Annotated in this window: 18 protein-coding genes, 1 tRNA gene and 1 other RNA gene; 4 read left to right on the top strand and 16 right to left on the bottom strand. The window is 69.6% G+C overall.

What is annotated here, in order from left to right; all coding sequences use genetic code 11:
- Window positions 1–14 precede the first annotated feature (14 nt).
- The 5 genes from DY023_RS08120 to ffs form a co-directional block, all read right to left on the bottom strand.
- Window positions 15–746: an HAD family hydrolase gene (locus DY023_RS08120; RefSeq protein WP_116241832.1), complete on the bottom strand. Its 732-nt coding sequence runs from the start codon at window positions 744–746 to the stop codon at window positions 15–17.
- A gap of 28 nt (window positions 747–774) precedes the next feature.
- Window positions 775–1995 (bottom strand): acetate/propionate family kinase, encoded by a 1221-nt coding sequence (locus DY023_RS08115; RefSeq protein ID WP_116241831.1) that lies wholly within the window; start codon window positions 1993–1995, stop codon window positions 775–777.
- Window positions 1992–4106 carry a phosphate acetyltransferase gene (gene pta, locus DY023_RS08110; protein ID WP_116241830.1) on the bottom strand — a complete coding sequence of 705 codons (2115 nt, stop codon included), beginning with the start codon at window positions 4104–4106 and terminating at the stop codon, window positions 1992–1994. The genes DY023_RS08115 and pta overlap by 4 nt, the downstream gene beginning before the upstream one ends.
- Before the next feature lie 58 nt (window positions 4107–4164).
- Window positions 4165–4845 carry a hypothetical protein gene (locus DY023_RS08105; protein ID WP_116241829.1) on the bottom strand — a complete coding sequence of 227 codons (681 nt, stop codon included), beginning with the start codon at window positions 4843–4845 and terminating at the stop codon, window positions 4165–4167.
- 39 nt (window positions 4846–4884) lie between these two features.
- Window positions 4885–4981, bottom strand: an RNA gene (gene ffs / locus DY023_RS08100) — signal recognition particle sRNA small type.
- Between the two features lie 115 nt (window positions 4982–5096).
- On the opposite strand from ffs, the gene DY023_RS08095 reads away from it, so the two are divergent.
- The 3 genes from DY023_RS08095 to DY023_RS08085 are packed head-to-tail and all read left to right on the top strand — an operon-like array spanning window position 5097 to window position 9485.
- Entirely contained in the window at window positions 5097–6074 is a 978-nt protein-coding gene (locus DY023_RS08095; RefSeq protein WP_116241828.1) for an AAA family ATPase, read from the top strand.
- Window positions 6075–6076: 2 nt separating this feature from the next.
- A complete protein-coding gene (locus tag DY023_RS08090; RefSeq protein ID WP_245958630.1) occupies window positions 6077–7261 on the top strand; it encodes a DUF58 domain-containing protein in 1185 nt (394 codons plus the stop codon).
- Window positions 7254–9485, top strand: a complete 2232-nt coding sequence (locus DY023_RS08085) for a transglutaminase TgpA family protein (protein WP_181905769.1) — start codon at window positions 7254–7256, stop codon at window positions 9483–9485. Before DY023_RS08090 ends, DY023_RS08085 begins: the two co-directional genes overlap by 8 nt.
- Here DY023_RS08085 and trhO read toward each other — a convergent pair.
- From trhO to DY023_RS08045, 8 genes are all read right to left on the bottom strand, one after another.
- The gene (gene trhO, locus DY023_RS08080) at window positions 9472–10377 is read right to left on the bottom strand and encodes an oxygen-dependent tRNA uridine(34) hydroxylase TrhO (RefSeq protein WP_116241825.1); all 906 of its coding nucleotides are present in this window, start codon (window positions 10375–10377) and stop codon (window positions 9472–9474) included. The genes DY023_RS08085 and trhO overlap by 14 nt on opposite strands.
- A 256-nt stretch (window positions 10378–10633) precedes the next feature.
- A tRNA-Ser gene (locus DY023_RS08075) sits at window positions 10634–10721 on the bottom strand.
- A gap of 19 nt (window positions 10722–10740) precedes the next feature.
- Complete coding sequence (locus tag DY023_RS08070; RefSeq protein WP_116241824.1) at window positions 10741–11361, bottom strand: GNAT family N-acetyltransferase; 621 nt, start codon at window positions 11359–11361, stop codon at window positions 10741–10743.
- 13 nt (window positions 11362–11374) lie between these two features.
- Window positions 11375–12004: a phosphatase PAP2 family protein gene (locus DY023_RS08065; RefSeq protein WP_116241823.1), complete on the bottom strand. Its 630-nt coding sequence runs from the start codon at window positions 12002–12004 to the stop codon at window positions 11375–11377.
- Between the two features lie 9 nt (window positions 12005–12013).
- A complete protein-coding gene (locus DY023_RS08060) occupies window positions 12014–13243 on the bottom strand; it encodes a multidrug effflux MFS transporter (RefSeq protein WP_245958635.1) in 1230 nt (409 codons plus the stop codon).
- A gap of 237 nt (window positions 13244–13480) precedes the next feature.
- Window positions 13481–14458 (bottom strand): carbohydrate ABC transporter permease, encoded by a 978-nt coding sequence (locus DY023_RS08055; protein ID WP_116241933.1) that lies wholly within the window; start codon window positions 14456–14458, stop codon window positions 13481–13483.
- Window positions 14458–15795: a carbohydrate ABC transporter permease gene (locus DY023_RS08050; protein ID WP_116241821.1), complete on the bottom strand. Its 1338-nt coding sequence runs from the start codon at window positions 15793–15795 to the stop codon at window positions 14458–14460. Before DY023_RS08050 ends, DY023_RS08055 begins: the two co-directional genes overlap by 1 nt.
- Window positions 15796–15889: 94 nt before the next feature.
- Window positions 15890–17224, bottom strand: coding sequence for an ABC transporter substrate-binding protein (locus tag DY023_RS08045; protein ID WP_116241820.1), 1335 nt, complete (start codon window positions 17222–17224; stop codon window positions 15890–15892).
- A 243-nt stretch (window positions 17225–17467) separates the two neighbouring features.
- Between DY023_RS08045 and DY023_RS08040 the strand changes: the two genes are divergently transcribed.
- Window positions 17468–18472, top strand: coding sequence for a LacI family DNA-binding transcriptional regulator (locus tag DY023_RS08040; RefSeq protein WP_116241819.1), 1005 nt, complete (start codon window positions 17468–17470; stop codon window positions 18470–18472).
- Window positions 18473–18529: 57 nt separating this feature from the next.
- Here the strand turns inward: DY023_RS08040 and rplL are convergent, their stop codons facing one another.
- The 3 genes from rplL to DY023_RS08025 form a co-directional block, all read right to left on the bottom strand.
- Complete coding sequence (gene rplL / locus DY023_RS08035) at window positions 18530–18913, bottom strand: 50S ribosomal protein L7/L12 (protein ID WP_116241818.1); 384 nt, start codon at window positions 18911–18913, stop codon at window positions 18530–18532.
- Between the two features lie 51 nt (window positions 18914–18964).
- The gene (gene rplJ, locus DY023_RS08030; RefSeq protein ID WP_116241817.1) at window positions 18965–19453 is read right to left on the bottom strand and encodes a 50S ribosomal protein L10; all 489 of its coding nucleotides are present in this window, start codon (window positions 19451–19453) and stop codon (window positions 18965–18967) included.
- Window positions 19454–19734: 281 nt separating this feature from the next.
- A complete protein-coding gene (locus tag DY023_RS08025; protein ID WP_116241816.1) occupies window positions 19735–20412 on the bottom strand; it encodes a YqaJ viral recombinase family protein in 678 nt (225 codons plus the stop codon).
- Window positions 20413–20430: the final 18 nt, after the last annotated feature.

Genomic DNA, 20430 nt, shown 5'->3' with positions numbered 1-20430 from the left:
TTCGGATGAAAGGATCAGGATGCCAGCAGGCGGGCGAGATCATCGACGATACTCGTCGCACCGGCATCCCGCAGGGCCGTCTCACCCGCGCCGCGGTCGACGCCGATCACGGCGCCGTACCCGGCGGATGCTGCGGATGCCGCGCCCGAGACCGCGTCCTCGACGGCGACCGCCTCGGCCGGCTCGACGCCGAGGGCGAGGGCGCCGGCGCGGAACATGTCCGGAGCGGGCTTGGAGGCGAGGTGGTCGCGCTCGGCGACGACGCCGTCGATCACGACGGTGAAGAAGGAGCGGATGCCGGCGGAGCCGAGCACCTCCTCGGCGTTCTTCGAGCTCGACACGACGCCCATCGGAACACCGGCAGCCCGCAGCTGCTCGATCAGCGCGAGCGATCCGGGGTACGGGGCGATGCCGCCGCTGCGCAGCTCGGCGGCGAACGCGGCGTTCTTGCGGTTGCCGATGCCGCAGATCGTGTCCTCCGTGGGAGCGTCGTCGACGTGCCCCCACGGGATCTCGACGTTGCGGCTGCGCATCACCGCAGCGACCCCGTCGTAGCGCTTCTTGCCGTCGACGTGCGCGTAGTAGTCGGCATCGGTGTAGGGCGGAGTGATGCCCCAGTGCGCGAACACGTCGTCGAACACGGCCTGCCAGGCGCGCATGTGCACTTCGGCCGTGGGGGTGAGCACGCCGTCGAGGTCGAAGAGGATTCCGGCAGCGGCGCGAAGGTCGGGCTGGGACTCGGGCATGTGTCCAGGGTAGTCACGCACCCCGCCCTCAGACCACGGCGAGCGTCTGCCGCGCGATCTCCAGTTCCTCGTCGGTGGGCACCACGAGCACCTCGACAGTCGAGTCGTCGGCGGAGATGCGCCGGATGCCGCCGCGCTGAGCGTTCCGCTCCGGATCGATGCGCACGCCGAGGAAGCCCAGCGTCGCCAGGGCGTCCGCGCGCACAGGCGCTGCGTTCTCGCCGACGCCGGCGGTGAACGAGATCACGTCGACCCCGCCGAGCTGCGCGATGTACGCACCGGCATAGGCCCGCAGCCTGTGGATGTAGACGTCGTAGGCCAGCGTCGCGGCATCCTCTCCCGCCTCGCGCCCGGCGAGGATGTCGCGCATGTCGCTGCGTCCCGCCAGCCCCAGCAGGCCGCTGCGCTTGTTCAGCAGAGCGTCGAGGTCGTCCGTGCTCATGCCCGCGCGGCGGGCCAGGTGCAACAGCGCCGCGGCGTCGATGTCGCCGGAGCGGGTGCCCATCACGAGCCCCTCGAGCGGCGTGAGACCCATCGAGGTCTCGACCGACTCGCCGCCGCGGATCGCGGTGACGGATGCCCCGTTGCCGAGGTGGAACACGATCTGGCGCAGTTCTGCGGCATCCCGTCCGAGGAAGGCGGCCGCCTGCTCGCTGACGTACTTGTGGCTGGTGCCGTGGAAGCCGTACCGGCGCACGCGGTGCGCGTGCGCGAGCTCCGCGTCGATCGCGTAGGTGTACGCGGCGGGTGGCAGGGTCTGGTGGAACGCGGTGTCGAAGACGGCGACGTGGGGCACGACGGGGAACGCCTTGCGCGCGGACCGGATTCCGGCGACGTTCGCCGGGTTGTGCAGCGGGGCGAGCACCGCGAGGTCTTCGATGTTGATCTCGACCAGCGGGGTGATCACGGTGGGCTCGAAGAACCGGGCGCCGCCGTGCACCACACGATGACCGACCGCGACCGGAGGGAACTCGTCGAGCGACGGCCCGTGCGCGGCGAACTGTTCGAGCATGACGGCGAACGCGACATCGTGGTCGGCCACGGGTCGCTCGGTCTTCGCCGTGGCATCCAGCATCGTCGGCGCCGGCTCGCCAGGCCCCGCCGTCTGCCGGATCGTGTGCGAGACGATGCCGGAGGACTGGCCGATCCGCTCGATCAGCCCGCTGGCCAGCTCGGTCTCGCGGTCCATGTCGAGCAGGCTGTACTTCAGCGACGAGGAGCCGCTGTTGATCACGAGGACGGCGGTCATCGGTTCTCTCCCTGAGCCTGGATCGCGGTGATCGCGACGGTGTTCACGATGTCGTCGACGAGGGCGCCGCGGCTGAGGTCGTTGATCGGCTTGTTGAGCCCCTGCAGCACCGGGCCCATCGCCACGGCGCCGGCCGAGCGCTGCACGGCCTTGTAGGTGTTGTTGCCGGTGTTCAAGTCGGGGAAGACGAACACGGTCGCGCGGCCCGCCACGGCCGAATCGGGCAGCTTGGCACGCGCGACGGCGGCGTCGGCCGCCGCGTCGTACTGGATCGGCCCCTCGACGGGCAGCTCCGGGGCACGCTCGCGGACCAGCGCCGTCGCGGCTCGCACCTTGTCGACCTCGGCGCCCGACCCGGACTCCCCCGTCGAATACGACAGCATCGCCACCCGGGGATCGATCCCGAACTGCCGTGCGGTCGCCGCCGACGAGATCGCGATGTCGGCGAGCTGCACGCTGGTGGGCTCGGGGATGACGGCGCAGTCTCCGTAGACGAGCACCCGGTCGGCGAGCGCCATCAAGAACACGCTCGAGACGACCTCCACGCCCGGCCGCGTCTTGATGATCTCGAACGCGGGGCGGATGGTGTGCGCTGTCGTGTGCGCGGCGCCCGAGACCATCCCGTCAGCGAGGCCCAGGTGCACCATCATCGTGCCGAAGTACGAGACGTCGGTGACGGTGTCGGCGGCCTGCTGCATGGTGACGCCCTTGTGCGCGCGCAGGCGCGCGTACTCGGCGGCGAAGCGCTCCACGAGCTCCGGGTCGGTGGGGCTGAGGATCTGCGCGGCGCCGAGGTCGAGGCCGAGCGCGCTCGCCCTGGCGCGGATGTCGGTCTCGTCGCCGAGGATGGTCAGGTCGGCGACGTCCCTGGCGAGCAGGATCGCCGCGGCACGCAGGATGCGGTCGTCACCGCCCTCCGGCAGCACGATGCGCTTGCGGTCGGCGCGGGCCCGCTCGATCAGCCCGTACTCGAACATCAGCGGCGTGACGACCGACGATTCGGCCAGCCCCAGCTCGATGGTCAGCTCGGTGAGGTCGACGTTGCGCTGGAACAGGCCGAGCGCCTTGTCGTAGCGCTGACCCGACTGCACGCTGAGCCGACCGCGGGTGTTCATGATGTGTGTGGCCGTGTCGAAGGTGCCGAGATCGGTCGCCACGATCGGCACGCCGATCTCGAAGCCCTCCAGCAGCTGCTCGATGGGCTCGGGCAGTTCGAAGGGTCCGTTCAGCACGATTCCCGCGATCTGCGGGAAGGTGCCCGAGGCGGATGCCAGGAGTGCTGCGAGCAGCACCTCCGTGCGGTCGGCGGCGATCACCACGACGGCGCCCTCGGTGATGCGCGGCAGCACGTTGACCATCGACATGCCCGAGATGACGACATCGAGGGCCTCCCGGTCGAGCAGGGCCGGGTCGCCCTTCAGCAGCCGGCCGTCGACGGCGCGCAGCACGCCGCGCATCGAGGGCGCCACGAGCGAGCGGTCCTCCGGGATGGCCCACACCGGAGTGCGCTTGGGCGGAGCTGCTTCGACGATCTCGACGGTCTGCTGCAGAGCATCCGGGTCGGCGCGGTTGACGATCACGGCGAACAGCTCGGCGCGCTCGGCGGCGAGCTCGGCGAGGGCGAGCGAGGCCATCTGCCCGACCTGCGCCGGTGTGCGGGCCGTGGTGGTTCCGAGCCGCTCGGCCTGGGTCTGCTGATCGCGACCCGAGAGCACCAGCAGCACCGGGGCGCCGAGGTTGGCGGCGACGCGGGCGTTGTACCCCAGCTCGGCGGGACTGGCCACGTCGGTGTAGTCGCTGCCGAGCACGACGACGGCGTCGCACTGCGCCTCGACGGCCTTGAAACGCGCGACGATGGTGGCGAGGGCCGTGTCGGGGTCGGCGCGCACGTCGTCGTAGGTGACTCCGATGCACTCGTCGTAATCGAGCTGCACGCCGTCGTGCGCGATCAGCAGTTCGAGGATGTCATCACGCTCGGTGGTCGATCGCGCGATGGGCCGGAACACCCCCACCCGTGGCGAGACGCGCATCAGTGCGTCGAGCACTCCCAGCGCGATCGTGGATTTGCCGGTGTGCCCCTCGGCGGATGTGATGTAGATGCTCTGCGCCACGGGGCCAGCCTATGCCGGAGGCGGGACGTGCGGCCTCGGCCGCGGACGGGGAAACCCGTCAGGCGCACTCCCCCGACAGCGCGTCCACCACCCTCGTAGCGTCGTCCTCGAACTGCGCGTAGTAGTCGCGGTCGGTGTTCACCTGAACCCGGTGGATCGCCTGCGTCGGCGGCATGCTCTGCCAGCCGTCGAGCTTCGCGAGCTTCGCGTAGAACAGGCCGGCGGCTCCCGCGGGATCCATCCGGGTCTCGACGCTCCCCCACCACGTCTGCTGCTGGAACAGGCCGATGCTGGTGGTGCGGCTGCCGTCGGGGTTGGTGAAGCCGCGGGTCTCCCAGTCGCCGTAGTCGATGTTGTGCAGGCTGCTCTCGCCCATCGCCGTCATCACCCCGAGGATCTGGCCGTCGCGGGCGAAGCCCAGCGCCGAAGCCGTACGGACGATCGTGGCGGCGTTCTCGAGCTGGTCGCCGTGCCAGCCGGCCACGCCCGTCGCGGGGAAGGATGCCGGGTCGGCCGCGCACAGCGACGGCGGCTCGGCCATCCGCAGCGGGACCATCACCAGCAGCGCGGCGACCGCCGCGATCAACCCGCCGATCGCGAAGCCGCGCAGGCGGCGAGCGCGGGCCCTGCTGCGCGTCGTCCGTCGGCGGGCGGCGTTCGCGCGGCTCGGACGCCGGCGCGCGGGCCTGCGCCGGGTCGGCTTCGTCGGCGCGGTTCGGGTCGCATGCACGGTCGCCATCGTGCCAGCATCCGCTGTGAACAGAGCGGAAACGGGCAAAGAAAAGACCCTCCGCGCACCCGACAGAGCCCGGTTACCCTTGCTACGTTTCCGTCCTGGGGGAATTGGCCTGGGTGTCGTCACGCGGAGAGCCGTTGAACAGTCTACCGGACATCCGAAGGCCCTTCGTCTCGCTTCGCTCGCTCAGGGTCCGGCCGGGTGCCGGGCGGGTTACGATCGATCAACGCGCACAGACGGGCGAAAGGGACTCCATGACCGACGACGCACCCTCGATCACGGCCGAGCAGTTCGCCGAGCAGACCTCGCGGATCATCGCCTCCGTCAGCGCGGTCATCGACGGCAAGCCGGATGCGGTGCGCAGCGCTCTGGTCTGTCTGCTGGCCGAGGGGCACCTGCTCATCGAGGACGTCCCCGGTGTCGGCAAGACGATGCTCGCCCGCGCTCTGGCCGCGAGCGTGGACGCCACGGTGCGGCGCATCCAGTTCACCCCCGACCTGCTCCCCGGCGACGTCACCGGCGTCTCGGTCTACGACCCGGTGGAGCGTGAGTTCGCGTTCAAGCCCGGCGCGATCTTCGCGCACATCGTCATCGCCGACGAGATCAACCGTGCCTCGCCGAAGACCCAGTCGGCGCTGCTCGAGGCGATGGAGGAGGGCCAGGTCACCGTCGACGGCTCGACGCATCCGCTTCCCGACCCGTTCCTCGTCGTCGCGACCCAGAACCCGCTCGAGATGGAGGGCACCTACCCGCTGCCCGAGGCCCAGCGCGACCGGTTCATGATGCGCATCTCGATGGGATACCCGGATGCCGCGGCCGAGGCCCTCATGCTGCGTCAGCGCGACACCGTCAACCCGCTGTCCGCCGTGGCGCCGGTGGCCGATGCGGCATCCGTGCGCTCGCTGATCGCCCACTCCCGCAGGGTGCATGTCGCGGAAGCCGTCGAGGAGTACGCCGTCGCGCTGGCCCAGGCCACCCGGATGGACCCGAGCCTGCACCTCGGCGCGAGCCCCCGTGCGACTCTGCAGCTCGTGCGCGCGGCCAAGGTGCACGCCGCCCTCGACGGCCGCGACTACGTCATCCCCGACGACCTGGCCGAGCTGCTCTCCCCCGTGTTCGCACACCGGCTGCTGCCCGCGCGCGGCGCGCACCGTGCGGGCGCCCAGCCCGTCGAAGCCGCTCTGGCGCAGATCCTCGACAGGGTCCGCGTGCCGCTCGCCGCGCGGCTCTGATCATGCGCCGGCGACCGCTCACCCTGCGCGGCGTGGGGTGCCTGCTGTGCGGCATCCTGCTCGTCATCGCGGCCAACCTCGTCGCCGCGCCCGTGCTGATCTATCTGGCGGTCCTGCTGTTCGCGCTGCCGCTGGTCGCCGCGATCGCCGTGCATCTGCCGCGGCGCAGCGGCACGGTCTCGCGGGTGATCTCGACCGACCTGCTCACCGTCGGCGAGACCTCGCGGGTGACGGTGCGCTTCGACCTGCGGGCGCTGCGCGCGCCTTACGGGCTCTGGCGCGACGAACTGCCCGCCGCCGTCAGCGGCGATGCATCCGGGGAGTACGAGCGCGGCAGCGCTTCGCTGCGATACCAGGTCACCGGTGAGAGACGCGGCGTTTCGGCGCTCGGCCCCCTGCTGCTGCGCACCGTCGATCCGTTCGGACTCGCCCAGCGCGAGCAGCAGTTCGGCGACACCAGCACGATCACGGTCGTGCCGCAGGTGGTCGCCCTCGATCCGCTGCCGGTGCGCGTGGGCGCCTCCGGCGGCAGTGCGCACTCGCGTTCCAGCCGTCTCGGCCCCGGCAGCGACAATCTCACCCCGCGGCACTACGTCCCCGGCGACTCGATGCGGCGCATCCACTGGCGCGCCACCGCGCACCGTGGCGACCTGATGGTGCGGCAGGAGGAGGAAGAGGCGAGCCCCGACGCGATCGTCGTGCTCGACCGCGCCGCTTCCCGCTGGGCCCGCCCCGGGATCGAAGCGGATCCGCTCTTCGAGACGGCGGTGTCGCTGTGCGCGTCGGTCGCGATCCGCCTGGTGCAGGACGGCTACGGCGTGGACGTGATCGACAGCGCCGGGCAGCTGCTGGGGTCGCTGCGCGGCCATGAGGATGACCGCGACGGCCTGCTTGTCGCCCTTGCGACGATCTCGCCGCGCGGCGAGTCGCGCGACATCGGGGCCGTGATCGGCGCTTCACCACCCGGCCCGCTCGTGGTGATCACCGGTGCTCTGTCCGAGGCGGACGCGGACCGGCTGCGCTCGGCGGGAGCGGCCGCGCCGATCCTGTTCGCCGCAGGCCCCGGCGAGGGCGCGCTGCCCGCGGCGGCCGCGCATGGCTGGCGGACAGCCGAGATCGACGCGGGCACCGACCTCGCCGAGGCCTGGCAGGACGTCATCCCGATGCCGGGAGCGCAGCATGGCTGATCCGTCGCCGCAGAGTGCCTGGGGCGTCCGCAACCCCGACGCCCGGACCGCGCCCGTCGCACCAGCGCTGCTCGCCGCCGGTGCCACGGCGATCGCCGCCTGGCCCTACACCACAGCGGTGCAGCCGGGCACCTGGACCACGGTCGTGGTCGTGGTCATCGTCGCCACTGCTCTCACCGGCATCCTGGTGCGGAGGCTGCTCAGCGGCCGCCATGCGGCGGCGCGCGCCTGGACGACTCTGCTCGCGCAGCTCGTGGTGGTCTCCCTGGCGCTGACGGCGATGCTGGTGCGCGAGGCGGCCTGGTTGGGGATCGTGCCGACACCGACGGCACTGCGCCTCGCCGGGGCGCATCTCGGCAGAGCCTTCGGAGAGGTGCTGAACGGCGTCGCGCCGATCGACGCCACCGTCGGCATGGCCGTGCTGCTCGGCGTCGCCTTCGGCCTGCTCGCCATCATCCTGGACCAGCTCGTCGCGCTGCGCTGCGTGATCGCCACCGCTCTCGTGGTCGCCGTCGTGGGCGCCGTGCCGATGGTCATCATCGGCGGCGGCGTCAACGTCGTGTGGTTCGTGCTTCTGGCTCTGCTCGTGCTGGTCCTGTTCCGGTACGGCGCACGGCACGACGATCGTGCGCCGCGACGCACCTCGGGGTCGGTGGCGACCGCGGTCGGCGCGACCGCCGTGGTGATCGCGCTGGTCGTCGCCCCCGGGATGCCGGTCTCGGCGACCCTGCCCGGCACCGGACCGTCGGTGCGGGTCGACGCGAGCCTGCGACTGGGCGACGATCTGCGCCGTCCGGAGAGCGTGCCCGTGATGTCCGTCGTCACGAACGCCCTGAACCCGCCGTACCTGCGGATGGCCACGCTCTCCCGCTTCGACGGGGAGGTCTGGCGCCCTGATCGGCCGGCGGCCCAATCGATCGCAGACGGCTTCGGCACCCCCGATTGGGCGTCGTCGGTGAAGACCGAGGAGCGGAGCACCTCCATCCGGGTCACCGGGATGTCGAGCTCGCGCCTGCCGCTCCCCTATGCGGCCGAGGAGGTCAGCGACATCGGCAACGGCTGGAGGGCCATGCCCGGGAACCGCACGGCCTCGTCGGAGACGCGGAACGCCGACGGCGCCGACTACACGGTCACGTCCACCTCTGTGCTGCCCACGCTCGAGCAGATCCGCGCCGCGAATGCGGGAGGCGCCGACGTCGACGAGACCGCCGACGGCCTCCCACCGGTCATCGCCGAGACCGCCCGGGACATCACCGCGAACGCCACCAACGACTACGATCGCCTGATCACTCTGCAGAACTGGTTCCGCAGTCAGTTCAGCTACTCGCTGGAGACTCCCGTCGATCAGGGGTTCGACGGGACGGGTGCCGAGGCGGTGGCCGCGTTCCTGGAGGTGCGATCGGGGTACTGCATCCACTTCGCCGGCGCCTTCGCGCTGATGGCCCGCAGCATGGACATGCCGGTGCGCATCGTCGTCGGATACCTCCCAGGGCGCCCGACCGACGATCGCCGGGACGAGCGCACGGTGTACCAGGTGGACAGCGACCAGCTGCATTCCTGGCCGGAGGTGCACTTCGAAGGCATCGGCTGGGTGCCGTTCGAGCCCACGGCCACGCTGGGCGTGCCGACCGAGTTCAGCGCGGCGAGCAGCGGCGGGGACGACCTCCCCGAGGCCGAGCGCCCGACGACCGCGCCGACCGCTGCCCCCTCATCGGCGGCGCCCGAGGAGCTCAGAGATCCCGACGCGCAGAACGGCGGCACCGGGGGCCTGCGGACCGCGGACCCGGCACCGTTCCTGTGGACGATGTTCGGACTGCTCGTCGCACTGCTGCTGCCCGCGCTGATCCGCCTCGCGGTGCAATTCACCAGGCTGCGCCGGGCCGCGGCCGGGGACGCACTGGCCGCCTGGCGCGAGCTGCAGGCGACCATGGTCGACCTGCGGATGCCGGTGTCGGACGCCGACACCGCGCGCACTCGCGGCGCCTGGATCGTGGCCGAGAGCACGGCGGACGCCGCAGACGTCACGGCGCTGGTCCGCGCCGTGGAGCGTGCGGCCTACGCGGAGAGCTCCGATGAGGCATCCGGTCTCGGCGGCGCGGTGGCCCGGGTGGACCGGGCACTGCGGGCGTCGTCCAGTGCGCCGGCGCGCCTGGGCGCCCGGCTGGTGCCGCGGTCGCTGCTGCCGCGCCGCCGGGACGGCGCGGCTGTGGTCACCGGGAAGTGACCTCGGCGGCGTGCTGCTCGCAGGGCACGGCGACGCAGGTGCCGCACACCACGAACTGGCGGCGGCACGAGGGGTCGGGGCAGTTCGCCGTGCGGTTGGTCGCTGCGCCGCATCCGGCGCAGGTGCCGATCACGGCGGCGTGGTCGGAGAAATCGACCGACCCGCGCTTGTCGAAGACGTACAGCGAGCCCTCCCACAGCCCGTCGTCGCCGAACCGCTCGCCGTAGCGGACGATGCCGCCCTCGAGCTGGTACACCTCGCCGAAGCCGCGCGCGGTCATCAGGCTGGAGAGCACCTCGCAGCGGATGCCGCCGGTGCAGTAGGTCACGACGGGTTTGCCCTTGAGGTGGTCGTAGACGCCGGAATCGAGCAGGCCGACGAAGTCGCGGGTGGTCTCGGTGTCGGGCACGATCGCGTTCTTGAAGCGGCCGATCTCCGCCTCGAGGGCGTTGCGCCCGTCGAAGAAGACCACCTCGTCACCGCGTTCGGCGACGAGTTCGTGCAGCGCCTCGGGGGTCAGGCGCTCTCCCCCGCCGATGACGCCGTGCTCGTCGACGGTGAGCTCGTCCGGCGCGCCGAACGACACGATCTCGTCGCGCACCTTCACACTGAGCTTCGGGAAGTCCAGGCTCAGGCCGTCGGCGTCCAGGCCGGTGCCCTCGCTCCACTTGATGTCGGCGGTCTTGAACGCCGGATGCTCGCGGAACTTCCGCAGCCACTTCTTCACGTTCGGCAGGTCGCCGCCGAGCGTGCCGTTGATGCCCTGCGCCGAGATGAGGATACGTCCGCGCAGTCCGAGCAGCTCGCACACGTCGCGCTGCCAGAGCCGGATCGCCTCGGGGTCGGCGAGCGGCGCGAACGCATAGAACAGCACGATCTTCGGGGTGGGCACCAGGAGATTCTAGGACGCCCGGCTGGAAACGCCTGAGGCCCCGCAGTCGCGGGGCCTCAGGTCTTTTGGCGGTGACGGCGGGATTCGAGTCCCTCGACGCCCCTCCACGCGCCGCCTCGTTGGGCGCGGCAAGTCGCGTTGCGCGCGAAAGGCGGCGCGCGGAGCCTCCGGCGTCGTGGGGCCCTGTTGTTCGAAGTGCCAACCGCCATCGGAAAGACCCGAGCCCCCGGGACTTCGTCCTGGGGGCTCGGGTCTTTGGCGGTGACGGCGGGATTCGAACCCGCGGTTGCTTGCACAACACACGCTTTCCAAGCGTGCTCCTTCGGCCGCTCGGACACGTCACCAAGGAACAACCTGAACAGTCTATCCGATCGCGGAGGGTGCCCCGAACCTCACCCCGTACACGCGGACGCCCTCGGCGGAGGGCAGCACCTGCATGCCGAGTCGTTCGTAGAACTTGCCGGCGCCGATGTTGTCAGGGTTCATGCCCAGGTGCAGCCCCGCGACGCCGCGACCGGCGAGCTCCGTGAACAGCAGCTCCGTGAGCCGGCGCCCCAGCCCCATGCCCTGGGTCTCGGGCAGCAGGTCGATGTGCAGGTGCGCCGGGTACTCGGCGGCGTTCGGCTCGTCGTTCCCGCCGCGAGCGGCAGCGTAGGACATCACCCAGTCCTGCCGCGGGTGACCGGTCACCGGCGGCTCGGGATACTCACCGACACGCGTCGGCCACCACTCGTCGTGGAACCAGCGTTCGAACGAGAGCGTGTCATCCGTCGCGACGATGTAGCCGATCACGCGTGCGTCGTCGGACTCCACCACCCAGCACAGGTCGGGATGCCGCTCGGCGTACGGCACAGCCCACACGTCGCCCCAGAGCCGGTCGTCGGAGAGGATGCCCGTGGCATCCGCTCCGGAGTCCGCGGTCTTCACGCACACGTCGTACAGGCCGTCGCGGTCGGCAGGACGGTAGGGGCGGATCTGCGGCACGGGACCTCCTGAGTCAGACGGTGCGCGCGCGCTGCGGCGGGCGCCGATCCCAGCGTAGCCAGCCCCAGAGCAGCGCGGCGACCAGCAGGGTCGCTCCGGCGCCCACGAGGATGCCGCCGATCGTGTCGGTCAGCCAGTGCACGCTGAGGATGGTGCGGGAGAGCGCCATCGCCACTGTCCACAGCGCTCCGAGAACCGCCACCCAGAGCCGGGGCGCGATCAGCCACAGCACCACGGCGATCGTCGCCGCGTTGGCGGTATGCCCGGACGGGAAGGAACCGAAGTCGGATGCCACGAGCAGGTCCTCCGGCCTCGCCCGGCCGACGATGTGCTTGATGACCTGCACGAGCCCGGCGCTCAGCGCGAAGGCGGCGAGGGCGAACAGCGCCTCCGTCTGCCTGCGGAGCACCAGCAGCGCACCGGCGATGCCGAGCGGTACGAGGAGCACTGCTCGCCACCCTCCGCCGATCCAGTCGAAGAACAGCGCGACGTGGATCATCCATGGCGCTCGGAGCTGCACCATCAGTGCGTGCCAGCCGGTGTCCGGCGCGCTCGCGATCGGCACGAACATGACGAGCGCTCCGAGCAGCACCGCCGCGACGAAGAGTGCCGCTCCGATGATGGCCGCCGCACGTCGAGTCATCGTGTCAGCTTACGGGGCCAGCATCCCGACCGTTCGCGGGCGCACGATCACCCAGAGCGACAGGATCGCCACCACGGCGCATCCGGCCATCACGGAAGCCATCGTCGTCGCGGTGATCCCGGCGTCCCGCGCGATCCAGCCGACGATCGGCGAGATCAGTGCGGCGATGCCGTTGTTGCTCGCGCCGAGGATGGATGCCGCGGTGCCGGCGGCCTTGCCGTGCCGATCCAGCGCGAGCACCTGCACGCAGGGGAAGCTGAATCCGCAGGAGGTCATGAACACGAACAGCGGGATCACGGTGCCCCACAGCCCCAGCCCGAGCTGGTCGCAGACGATGATCGCGACGCCCGAGAGCAGCAGCATCGCGGTCGAGACGGCGAGCACCCACTGCGGTCCGAACCGTGCCGCCAGCCGGGCTGCGGTCTGGACGCCCAACACCACGCCGAGCGAGTTCGCGGCGAACAGCAGTCCGTACTGCTGCGGGTCGAGTCCGTGCGTCTGCTGGAACAGGAACGGCGAGGCGGACAGGTACGAGAACAGGCCCGAGAAGGTCATGCCGCCGATGATCAGCACGCCGAGGTACACCCGGTCGGTGAGCACGCTGCGGTAGCGGTGCCAGGCGGTCTCGGTGCCCCGCTCATGCCGCCGCTCCTTGGGCAGCGTCTCCGGGATGAAGAGCGCGGTGGTCACGAGCATGACCGCGCCGTAGCAGGCGAGCACGACGAAGATGCCGTGCCACGACATCACGGTCAGCAGCCACGATCCGATCAGCGGGGCGACCACCGGCGCGACGCCCGACACCAGGGCGAGCCGCGACAGCATGACCACCAGCCGCCTGCCGCCGAACAGGTCCCTCACGATCGCCATCGCCACGACGCCGCCGGCCGCGGCGCCGACGCCCATCAGCACGCGCGCGCCTCCGAGCAGCAGCAGGTTCGGCGCCAGTGCGGCCGCGACGCTCGCCAGCACGTGCAGTGCGGTCACCGTGATCAAAGGGACCCGGCGGCCGACCTTGTCGCTGAGCGGACCCACCACCAGCTGGCCGAGCGCGAAGCCGATCATGGTGCCGGTCAGCGTCAGCTGGATCATCGCCGCGGTGGTCTGGAAGTCGCTCTCCAGCACGGGGAACGCCGGCAGGTACAGGTCGATCGTGAACGGGCCGAGTGCGGTGAGCGCGCCGAGCAGGATGATGTAGAGCACCCTGCGCCCTGCCGGGATCGCGTCACCCGGATGCAGCATGACCGGCGCGGTGGCCGGGTTCGGCCCGAGGGTGCGGATCGCACCGGTCGGCGTCGAGGTGCGGATGCTGCCGGTGATGGCGCGGATGCTGCCGGTGGGGGTGCGCTCGTCTGTCACTGAGGCCTTCGAGGAGGAGGTTCCGAATCGATTCGAGAAAGGCTTCAGTCTATCCGGCATCCGGGAGCGCACGAGACCGCCGGACCGTCCTCGACGGTCCGGCGGCAGGCCGCGCGGGCGTCAGCCCTTCGTGGCTCCGGCCATCAGTCCGCGGACGAAGAACCGCTGCAGCGCGAGGAACACGATCAACGGAACGATGAGCACGAGGAAGGCGCCCGCCGACAGCAGGTACCACCGATCACCCCAGGACCCGGAGAGCGAGTTCAGCGTCTGCGTCATCGGCAACGACGATGACGGCGCGAAGATCGTGGCCACCAGCAGGTCGTTCCACACCCAGACGAACTGCAGGATGGCGAACGACGCCAGCGCCGGCGTGGCCAGCGGCAGGATGATCCGGAAGAAGATCTGCCCGTGACCCGCCCCGTCCACTCGTGCCGCTTCGATGACGTCGGACGGGATCTCGGCGATGAAGTTGTAGATCAGGAAGATCGCCAACGGCAGACCGAACATCACGTGGGCGATCCACATCGTCGCGAAGCTGTGATCGACCTCGCGCATCTCCAACCCGGGGAAGATCCCGACGTCTCCGAACTCGAGTCCACGCGAGAACAGGCTGAGCAGAGGCACCAGCGCCATCTGGATGGGCACGATCTGCAGGGCGAACACCGCCACGAACAGGAACCCGCGACCCTTGAAGTCCATCCAGGCGAAGGCGTAGGCCGCCAGCGAGGCGATCGCCAGCGCGAAGACCGTGACCGGGATCGTGATGGCGAGCGAGTTCAGGAAGGATTCGCCGAGCGTCAGCGCCGTGCCGCCCGAGGTGAGCGCGTCCTCGTAGTTGCCGAGCGTGAAATCGGGATCGGTGAAGACCGTCCACCATCCGGATGACGCCGAATCCGCACCGGGGCGGAACGAGGTGATCAGCAGCCCGAGTGTCGGGATCGTCCACAGCAGGGCGATCGCGATGGCGATGACCGTCGCCACCGGCGAGGTCAGACGCTTCTGCGCCTGCGCCTCGCTGCGACGTGTCTGCCGTGCCACCTTGCGAGCGGCGGCCCTGTCGAACTGCTGCGTTCCCTTGGAGTCGACGGCGGTCATCATCGCACCTCCCTCTGTCGGCGAAGCTGTCTGACGTTGTAGACGATCAGCGGCGCCACGAACACGAAGATGAGCACGGCCAGAGCGGCCGCGTGTCCATAGCTCTGGAACCGCTGCTGCTGATTGACCATCTCGAAGCCCAGCACCGTCGAGTTCGACCGGCCACCGGTCATGACCGCCACGATGTCGTACAGCTTCAACGAGGCGATCGTGATCGTCGTCAGCACGATCACGATGGCCGTCCGGATGCCGGGCACCGTGACGTTGACGAAGCGCTGCCAGGCCGTCGTGCCGTCGAGCTGAGCCGCCTCCATCTGCTCGGTGGGTACCGCCTTGATCGCTGCGGAGAGGACCACCATCGCGAATCCGGTCTGCGCCCAGACGAACGCGAACAGCAGGCAGAAGGTGTTCACCAGCGGCCAGATGTCCAGCCATCTGACGGGGTCCCCGCCGAAGGCCACGACCAACGCGTTGAGGATTCCGATCTGCTCGCCCTGGCGGTAGTCGTAGACGAACTTCCAGATCAGGCTGATACTCACCGGGGCGATGGCGAACGGCATGAACACGAGCACCTTGAGGAACTTGTCCCCGCGCGCCCGTTCCATGAACGCGGCGTACGCGAGTCCGACGATCGTCGCGAAGATCGGTGCGAAGATCGCCCAGATCAGCGTGTTGATGATCGACCAGAACCCCTGCGGGTTGGTGAACGCCCATACGTAGTTCTCCATGCCGACGAAGTTCTCGCCGGTCTTGTCGTAGAACGACTGGATGACGGTCGAGATCGTCGGATAGATGAGTCCGACGAGGATCAGGACTGCCGCCGGCGCCATGAACAGCGTGAGCTGATACAAGTAGCCCGCGCCCTCCTTCGCCCGGTAGTCGGCGAAGAACAGCAGGCCGCCCGCGATGAGCGCGATGATCAGGACGTAGACGACGGCGTTCTGGTACGGCCGCAGCAGCATGAATGCCACGACCGGGATCGCGAAGCACGAGACCAGCCGGAGCCAGAAGTACCCGCGGCCCTTGCGCGGTGCGTACTCGATGAGCACCAGCAGCAGCGCGACGACCACGCCGAAGATCACCAGGATGATCGGGATCTGCAGGATCGGCCCCAGACCGCCGATCCACTGGAAGAACGAGTTGAACGAGAAGCCCAGTGACGTCGGCCTCGCGTCCGGAGCCGGAGGGCTCAGCAGCAGGAAGATCACCAGCGCCACGATGCAGATGGCCCCGATCGTGACGACCATGCGCGTCACGGTGCGCGATGGCGCCTTCTTCACAGGATGCGACGGCGGGGCCTGCTGCGCCCGATCCGTCGAGATATCCGTCTGGGACATGACTTGCCTTCCTCCGTCGCCGTCGAGGGGGTGACGTCGACCAGGCGCCGGGTCCGCTCCGATCGCGGAGGAACCCGGCGCCGGGTCGGGTGCGTCAGTTCTCGTACCCTGCCTGGATGTCGCTCAGGACCTGGGTCGTGGGCTTGCCGTCGATCCAGTCGACCATGCCGCGCCAGAACGATCCGGATCCGACGGTGGCCGGCATCAGGTCGGAGGCGTCATAGCCGAACACCGTTTCGGGATCCTGCACGATCGTCATCGCATCGGTGAGGAACTTGCTCGATGCGAGCGACGGGTCGGCGCCGGAGTTCGCGGAGATGGCACCGCCGAGCTTGACGCGCTCGTCCGCCCATTCCGGGGTCGACATGTACTCGGCGACGGCCCTGGTGGCCGCGTCGTCCGAGAACGTCGTGACGAACTCGCCGCCGCCGGACACGGAGAACGGCTGGCCCTCGAACCCGGGCATGAGGAACGCGTACACGTCGCCGTCCTCAGCCACCTCCGGCGTCTCACCGTCAGCGGTCTCGACCGCGAGGAAGTTCGCGGTGAGGAACGACGCCTGGTGGGTCAGTGCGCACTTGCCCTCGGCGACTGCGGCGGCGATCGGGTCGCCGAATGCCGTCGAGTTGATGCTCTTCACGTCTCCGAACCCGGCGTTGACGTACTTCGGGTCGAGCAGGATCTTCGCCACCTCGTCGAACGCCGACTCGATCTTCGGGTCTGTGAACTCGACATCACCGGCGGCCCAGTCGTTGTACACCTCCTCGCCGGACTGGCGCAGCACGAGGTCTTCGATCCAGTCGGTGCCCGGCCAGCCCGATGCCGCTTCGGACGAGAACCCGGCGCACCACGGCGGCTCGCCGGTCTTCTCCTGGATCGTCGCGGTCAGCTCGAGCAGTTCCTCCCAGGTGGTGGGGATCTCCACGCCCCATTCCTTGAAGCTGGCCGGCGAGTAGTAGATGTACCCCTTCAGGTTGGCGAGCATGGGCGCCGCATAGAACGTGCCGTCGACGGAGCCGTAGTCCTTCCAGGCCGGAGCCCAGTACTTGTCGACGTTGGCCGCGACCTCGTCGCTGCCCTCAGCCACTTCGCCGGTCTCGACGAGTGAGCGGAACAGCCCGGGCTGAGGCACGATCGCGATGTCGGGCGCGGATCCACCGGCGACCTTGGTGACGATGTTGCCCTCGAAACCCTTGTCCCCTGTGTAGACCACCTCGACGCCGGTGTCCTCTGTGAACTTCTCGAAAGACTTCTGCAGGGCGTCGGCCTCGGTGCCGGTGATGCCTCCCGAGATCTGGACGGTCGCGCCCTCGAGCGAGCCGTCGTCGGAGCCGCCCGTGTCGCCCTCGGCGCAGCCTGACAGGACCATCGCGGCCGCGCCGACCAGTGCGAGGGGAGCGAGCAGGCGGTATCGCTGTGACAAAGCCATGTGAATTCTCCTCTTCGAGTGCTTGTCGATTGCTCGACGATTGCCTTGCGGCATCCGTTCAGGAACCGATTCCAGCCCAACCTATCCGGCCTGGGCACACCGGCACAATGCCGAGACGGTTACAACAGGACAACCATCCGCCCCCGCGTGGGAGCGCTCCCACAGCGTAACCCATGGAACCGGTTCCGTACTTGCCCGTCTTCGGATACGCTGTGCCGGAGCCGTGTGCGGACCGGAGGAATCATGAGCACGATCGCCGATGTCGCCGCCCGCGCAGGGGTCTCGAAGGCCACCGCGAGCCGCGCACTCAGCGGCAACGGCTACGTCTCGCCCGAGACCCGCGAGCGGGTGAGGGCCGCCGCCGTCGACCTCTCCTACGTCGCACACTCCTCCGCGATGAGTCTCGCGACCGGGCGCTCGCTGTCGGTCGGCGTGATCATGCCGTCACTGGCACGCTGGTTCTCCGCCGAGCTGCTGGCCGGGATGCAGGACGCCCTGTTCGCCGAGGGATACGACCTGGTGCTGTACGGCATCAGAGAGGGATCTGCGGAGCGGGCACGGCTCTTCGAGCACATCCTCCCGAGACGTCGCTTCGACGGGATCATCGCGGTCGGCATCCAGCCCAGCGCCCACGAGCTGGAGCGATTGCTGCAGGTGTCCTCCCCCGTCGTCAGCATCGGACCGTACAGCGAGGGCACGAGCGCCGTGTCGATCGACGACGCCGTCGCCGCGCGCATCGCGACCGAGCATCTCATCGATCTCGGGCACCGCGACATCGTGCTGCTCGGCGGACGCGCGGATGCCGCGACCCATGCCGTCGGCGACAAGCGGCGCTTCGACGGCTACCGCGCGGCGATGATCGCCGCCGGCCTGGATGAGCACGTCAGGCAGGCATCCGGTCCGCCGACGATGCCTGGCGGCTACGAGGCGGCGGTGCGGGTGCTGGGCGACCGGCGCAAGAGGCCGACGGCCTTCGTGGGCATCTGCGACGAGGCCGCGATCGGCGGCATCGTCGCCGCGCGCCGGCTCGGCATCGCGGTACCGGCGGAGCTCAGCGTGATCGGCATCGACGACCACGAGCACGCGGAGATGTTCTCGCTGACGACCGTGCGGCAGCATCCGCGCGAGCAGGGCGCCGCCGCCGTTCGCCTGCTGCGCGAGCGGATGGAGCACCCGGATGCCGCGGCTGCGCAGGTGACCCTGCCGATAGAACTGGTCGCGCGGTCGTCCACCTCGGGCATCCGCTGAGACGCACGAAGGCCCCGGGATCTCTCCCGGGGCCTTCGAAAGCGCGGTGAAGCGGAATTACTTCAGGGTCACCGTGGCGCCGGCCTCCTCGAGGGCGGTCTTGGCGGCCTCAGCGGCCTCCTTGTTCGCACCCTCCAGGACGGGCTTCGGAGCGCCGTCGACGAGAGCCTTCGCCTCGCCCAGACCCAGCGAGGTGAGCTCGCGGACGGTCTTGATGACCTGGATCTTCTTGTCGCCGGCAGCCTCGAGGATGACGTCGAACTCGTCCTTCTCGTCCTCGGCCTCGGCACCGGCAGCGCCACCGGCAGCACCGGCGACGGCGACCGGAGCAGCAGCGGTGACCTCGAACTTCTCCTCGAACGCCTTGACGAAGTCGTTGAGCTCGACGAGGGTCAGGCCGGCGAACTGCTCGAGCAGCTCCTCAGTGGTGAGCTTAGCCATGATGTATCTCCTAGATTGATGGGGTTTTGGGGTAAAAGATCACCAGGCCGCTCACGCGGCTTCGGCGGTCTCCAGCTTTTCGCGAAGCGCGTCGATGGTGGCGGCAGCCTTGCCCATCGTCGCCTTCATCATGCCCGCGGCCTTCGCCAGCAGAACCTCACGGCTCTCCAGCGAGGCGTACTTGTCGACCTCGGCGGCGTCGAGGGCGTTGCCCTCGAAGATGCCGCCCTTGATCACGAGAAGCGGGTTGGCCTTGGCGAAGTCACGCAGGGCCTTCGCGGTGGCGACGAAGTCGCCGTGCACGAACGCGATGGCCGACGGACCCTTGAGGTCGTCGTCCAGGGCGCTGATCCCCGCGTTGTTCGCGGCGATCTTGGTCAGCGTGTTCTTCACCACGGCGTACTCAGCGTTCTGACGGATGCTGTTGCGCAGCTCCTTGAGCTGGGCAACCGTCAGACCGCGGTACTCGGTCAGCAGAACGGCGTTCGAGTCCTCGAATGACTTCGTGAGCTCGGCGACCGATGCATCCTTCTGCGCCATGGTCACTCCTTGATGTGTACGAGATGCCTCACGGAGGTGGGACATCGACCTCGACTCCGGCCCCGCATGAAGAAAGCTCCGGCGCAAGCGCACGGAGCTCTGGAAACTGATCTCGCACACCTGCGCGGGCCCCTGCGATGCAGTGCTTCGATCGCCTCGCGCTTGCGCGCACGACGATGACCGGCGGTCTTCGGTTGTTCTTACTCTAAGGCATCCCGCGTCGCTCCCCAAATCGGGGCCGGCCGCACGTTCTCATGTGAGGCTCGCGCAGCACCTGCGGCTTAGTCGCTCAGGGCCAGCGCCCGGAACATGTCCCGCTCGCGCAGCGCCTCGCGCCCGCTCGCGGCGACAGGCGCCTGCTGGGGAGGTCGCTGCCCGGTCGTCCGGTGGTACAGCTCGTCGATCAGCCGCGTGGCGAGGCCGACCAGACGTCCGATCTCGCGGTCGTCGCGCTCGATCCACACCGACTTCGGCTCGTCGTGGATAGGACGGAAGTCGTCGTGCTCCTCCCACACGAACAGCGTGCGCTCGGCGCCGAGCACGTGCTGCTGCCACCACACCTGACGCAGGTAGGTACGCGGGATGGACCGCCACGACTTGTTCGTGGTCTTGATCTCGGCGAGCAGCACGCGGCCGCCCGCCTCCTGCACGATTCCGTCCGGGGTCGCCAGGTGCCGTTTCTCGACTTCGGCGCAGAACAGCGCGGACGAGGGCAGGATGCCGTGGGTCGCCGCGACCCACGCGGCGATCTCCGGTTCGCGTCGACGTCCGTGATCGGTGTACGCGTTGCCACCGAAGCGCGGACCGGCGCCGAGCTTGGCGTCGGCGGCGCGGGTGATGGACGCCTCACTGGACAGTCCGGCGACATCCGTCGCGGTGATCCCTCGTGCCCTGGCCCGCAGCCACGCGACCCGATCGCGGGAGTCCGCGATGATGCGCGCTTCGAGTTCCGGAGTCACCTCTCGAGGCTACCCTCG

Origin of the sequence: Microbacterium bovistercoris, from assembly GCF_003387575.1 — a bacterium.
In the GTDB taxonomy this organism is placed as follows: domain Bacteria; phylum Actinomycetota; class Actinomycetes; order Actinomycetales; family Microbacteriaceae; genus Microbacterium; species Microbacterium bovistercoris.
Note: the sequence above shows the minus strand (reverse complement) of the source record. Positions and strands in the feature narration are given on the sequence as shown.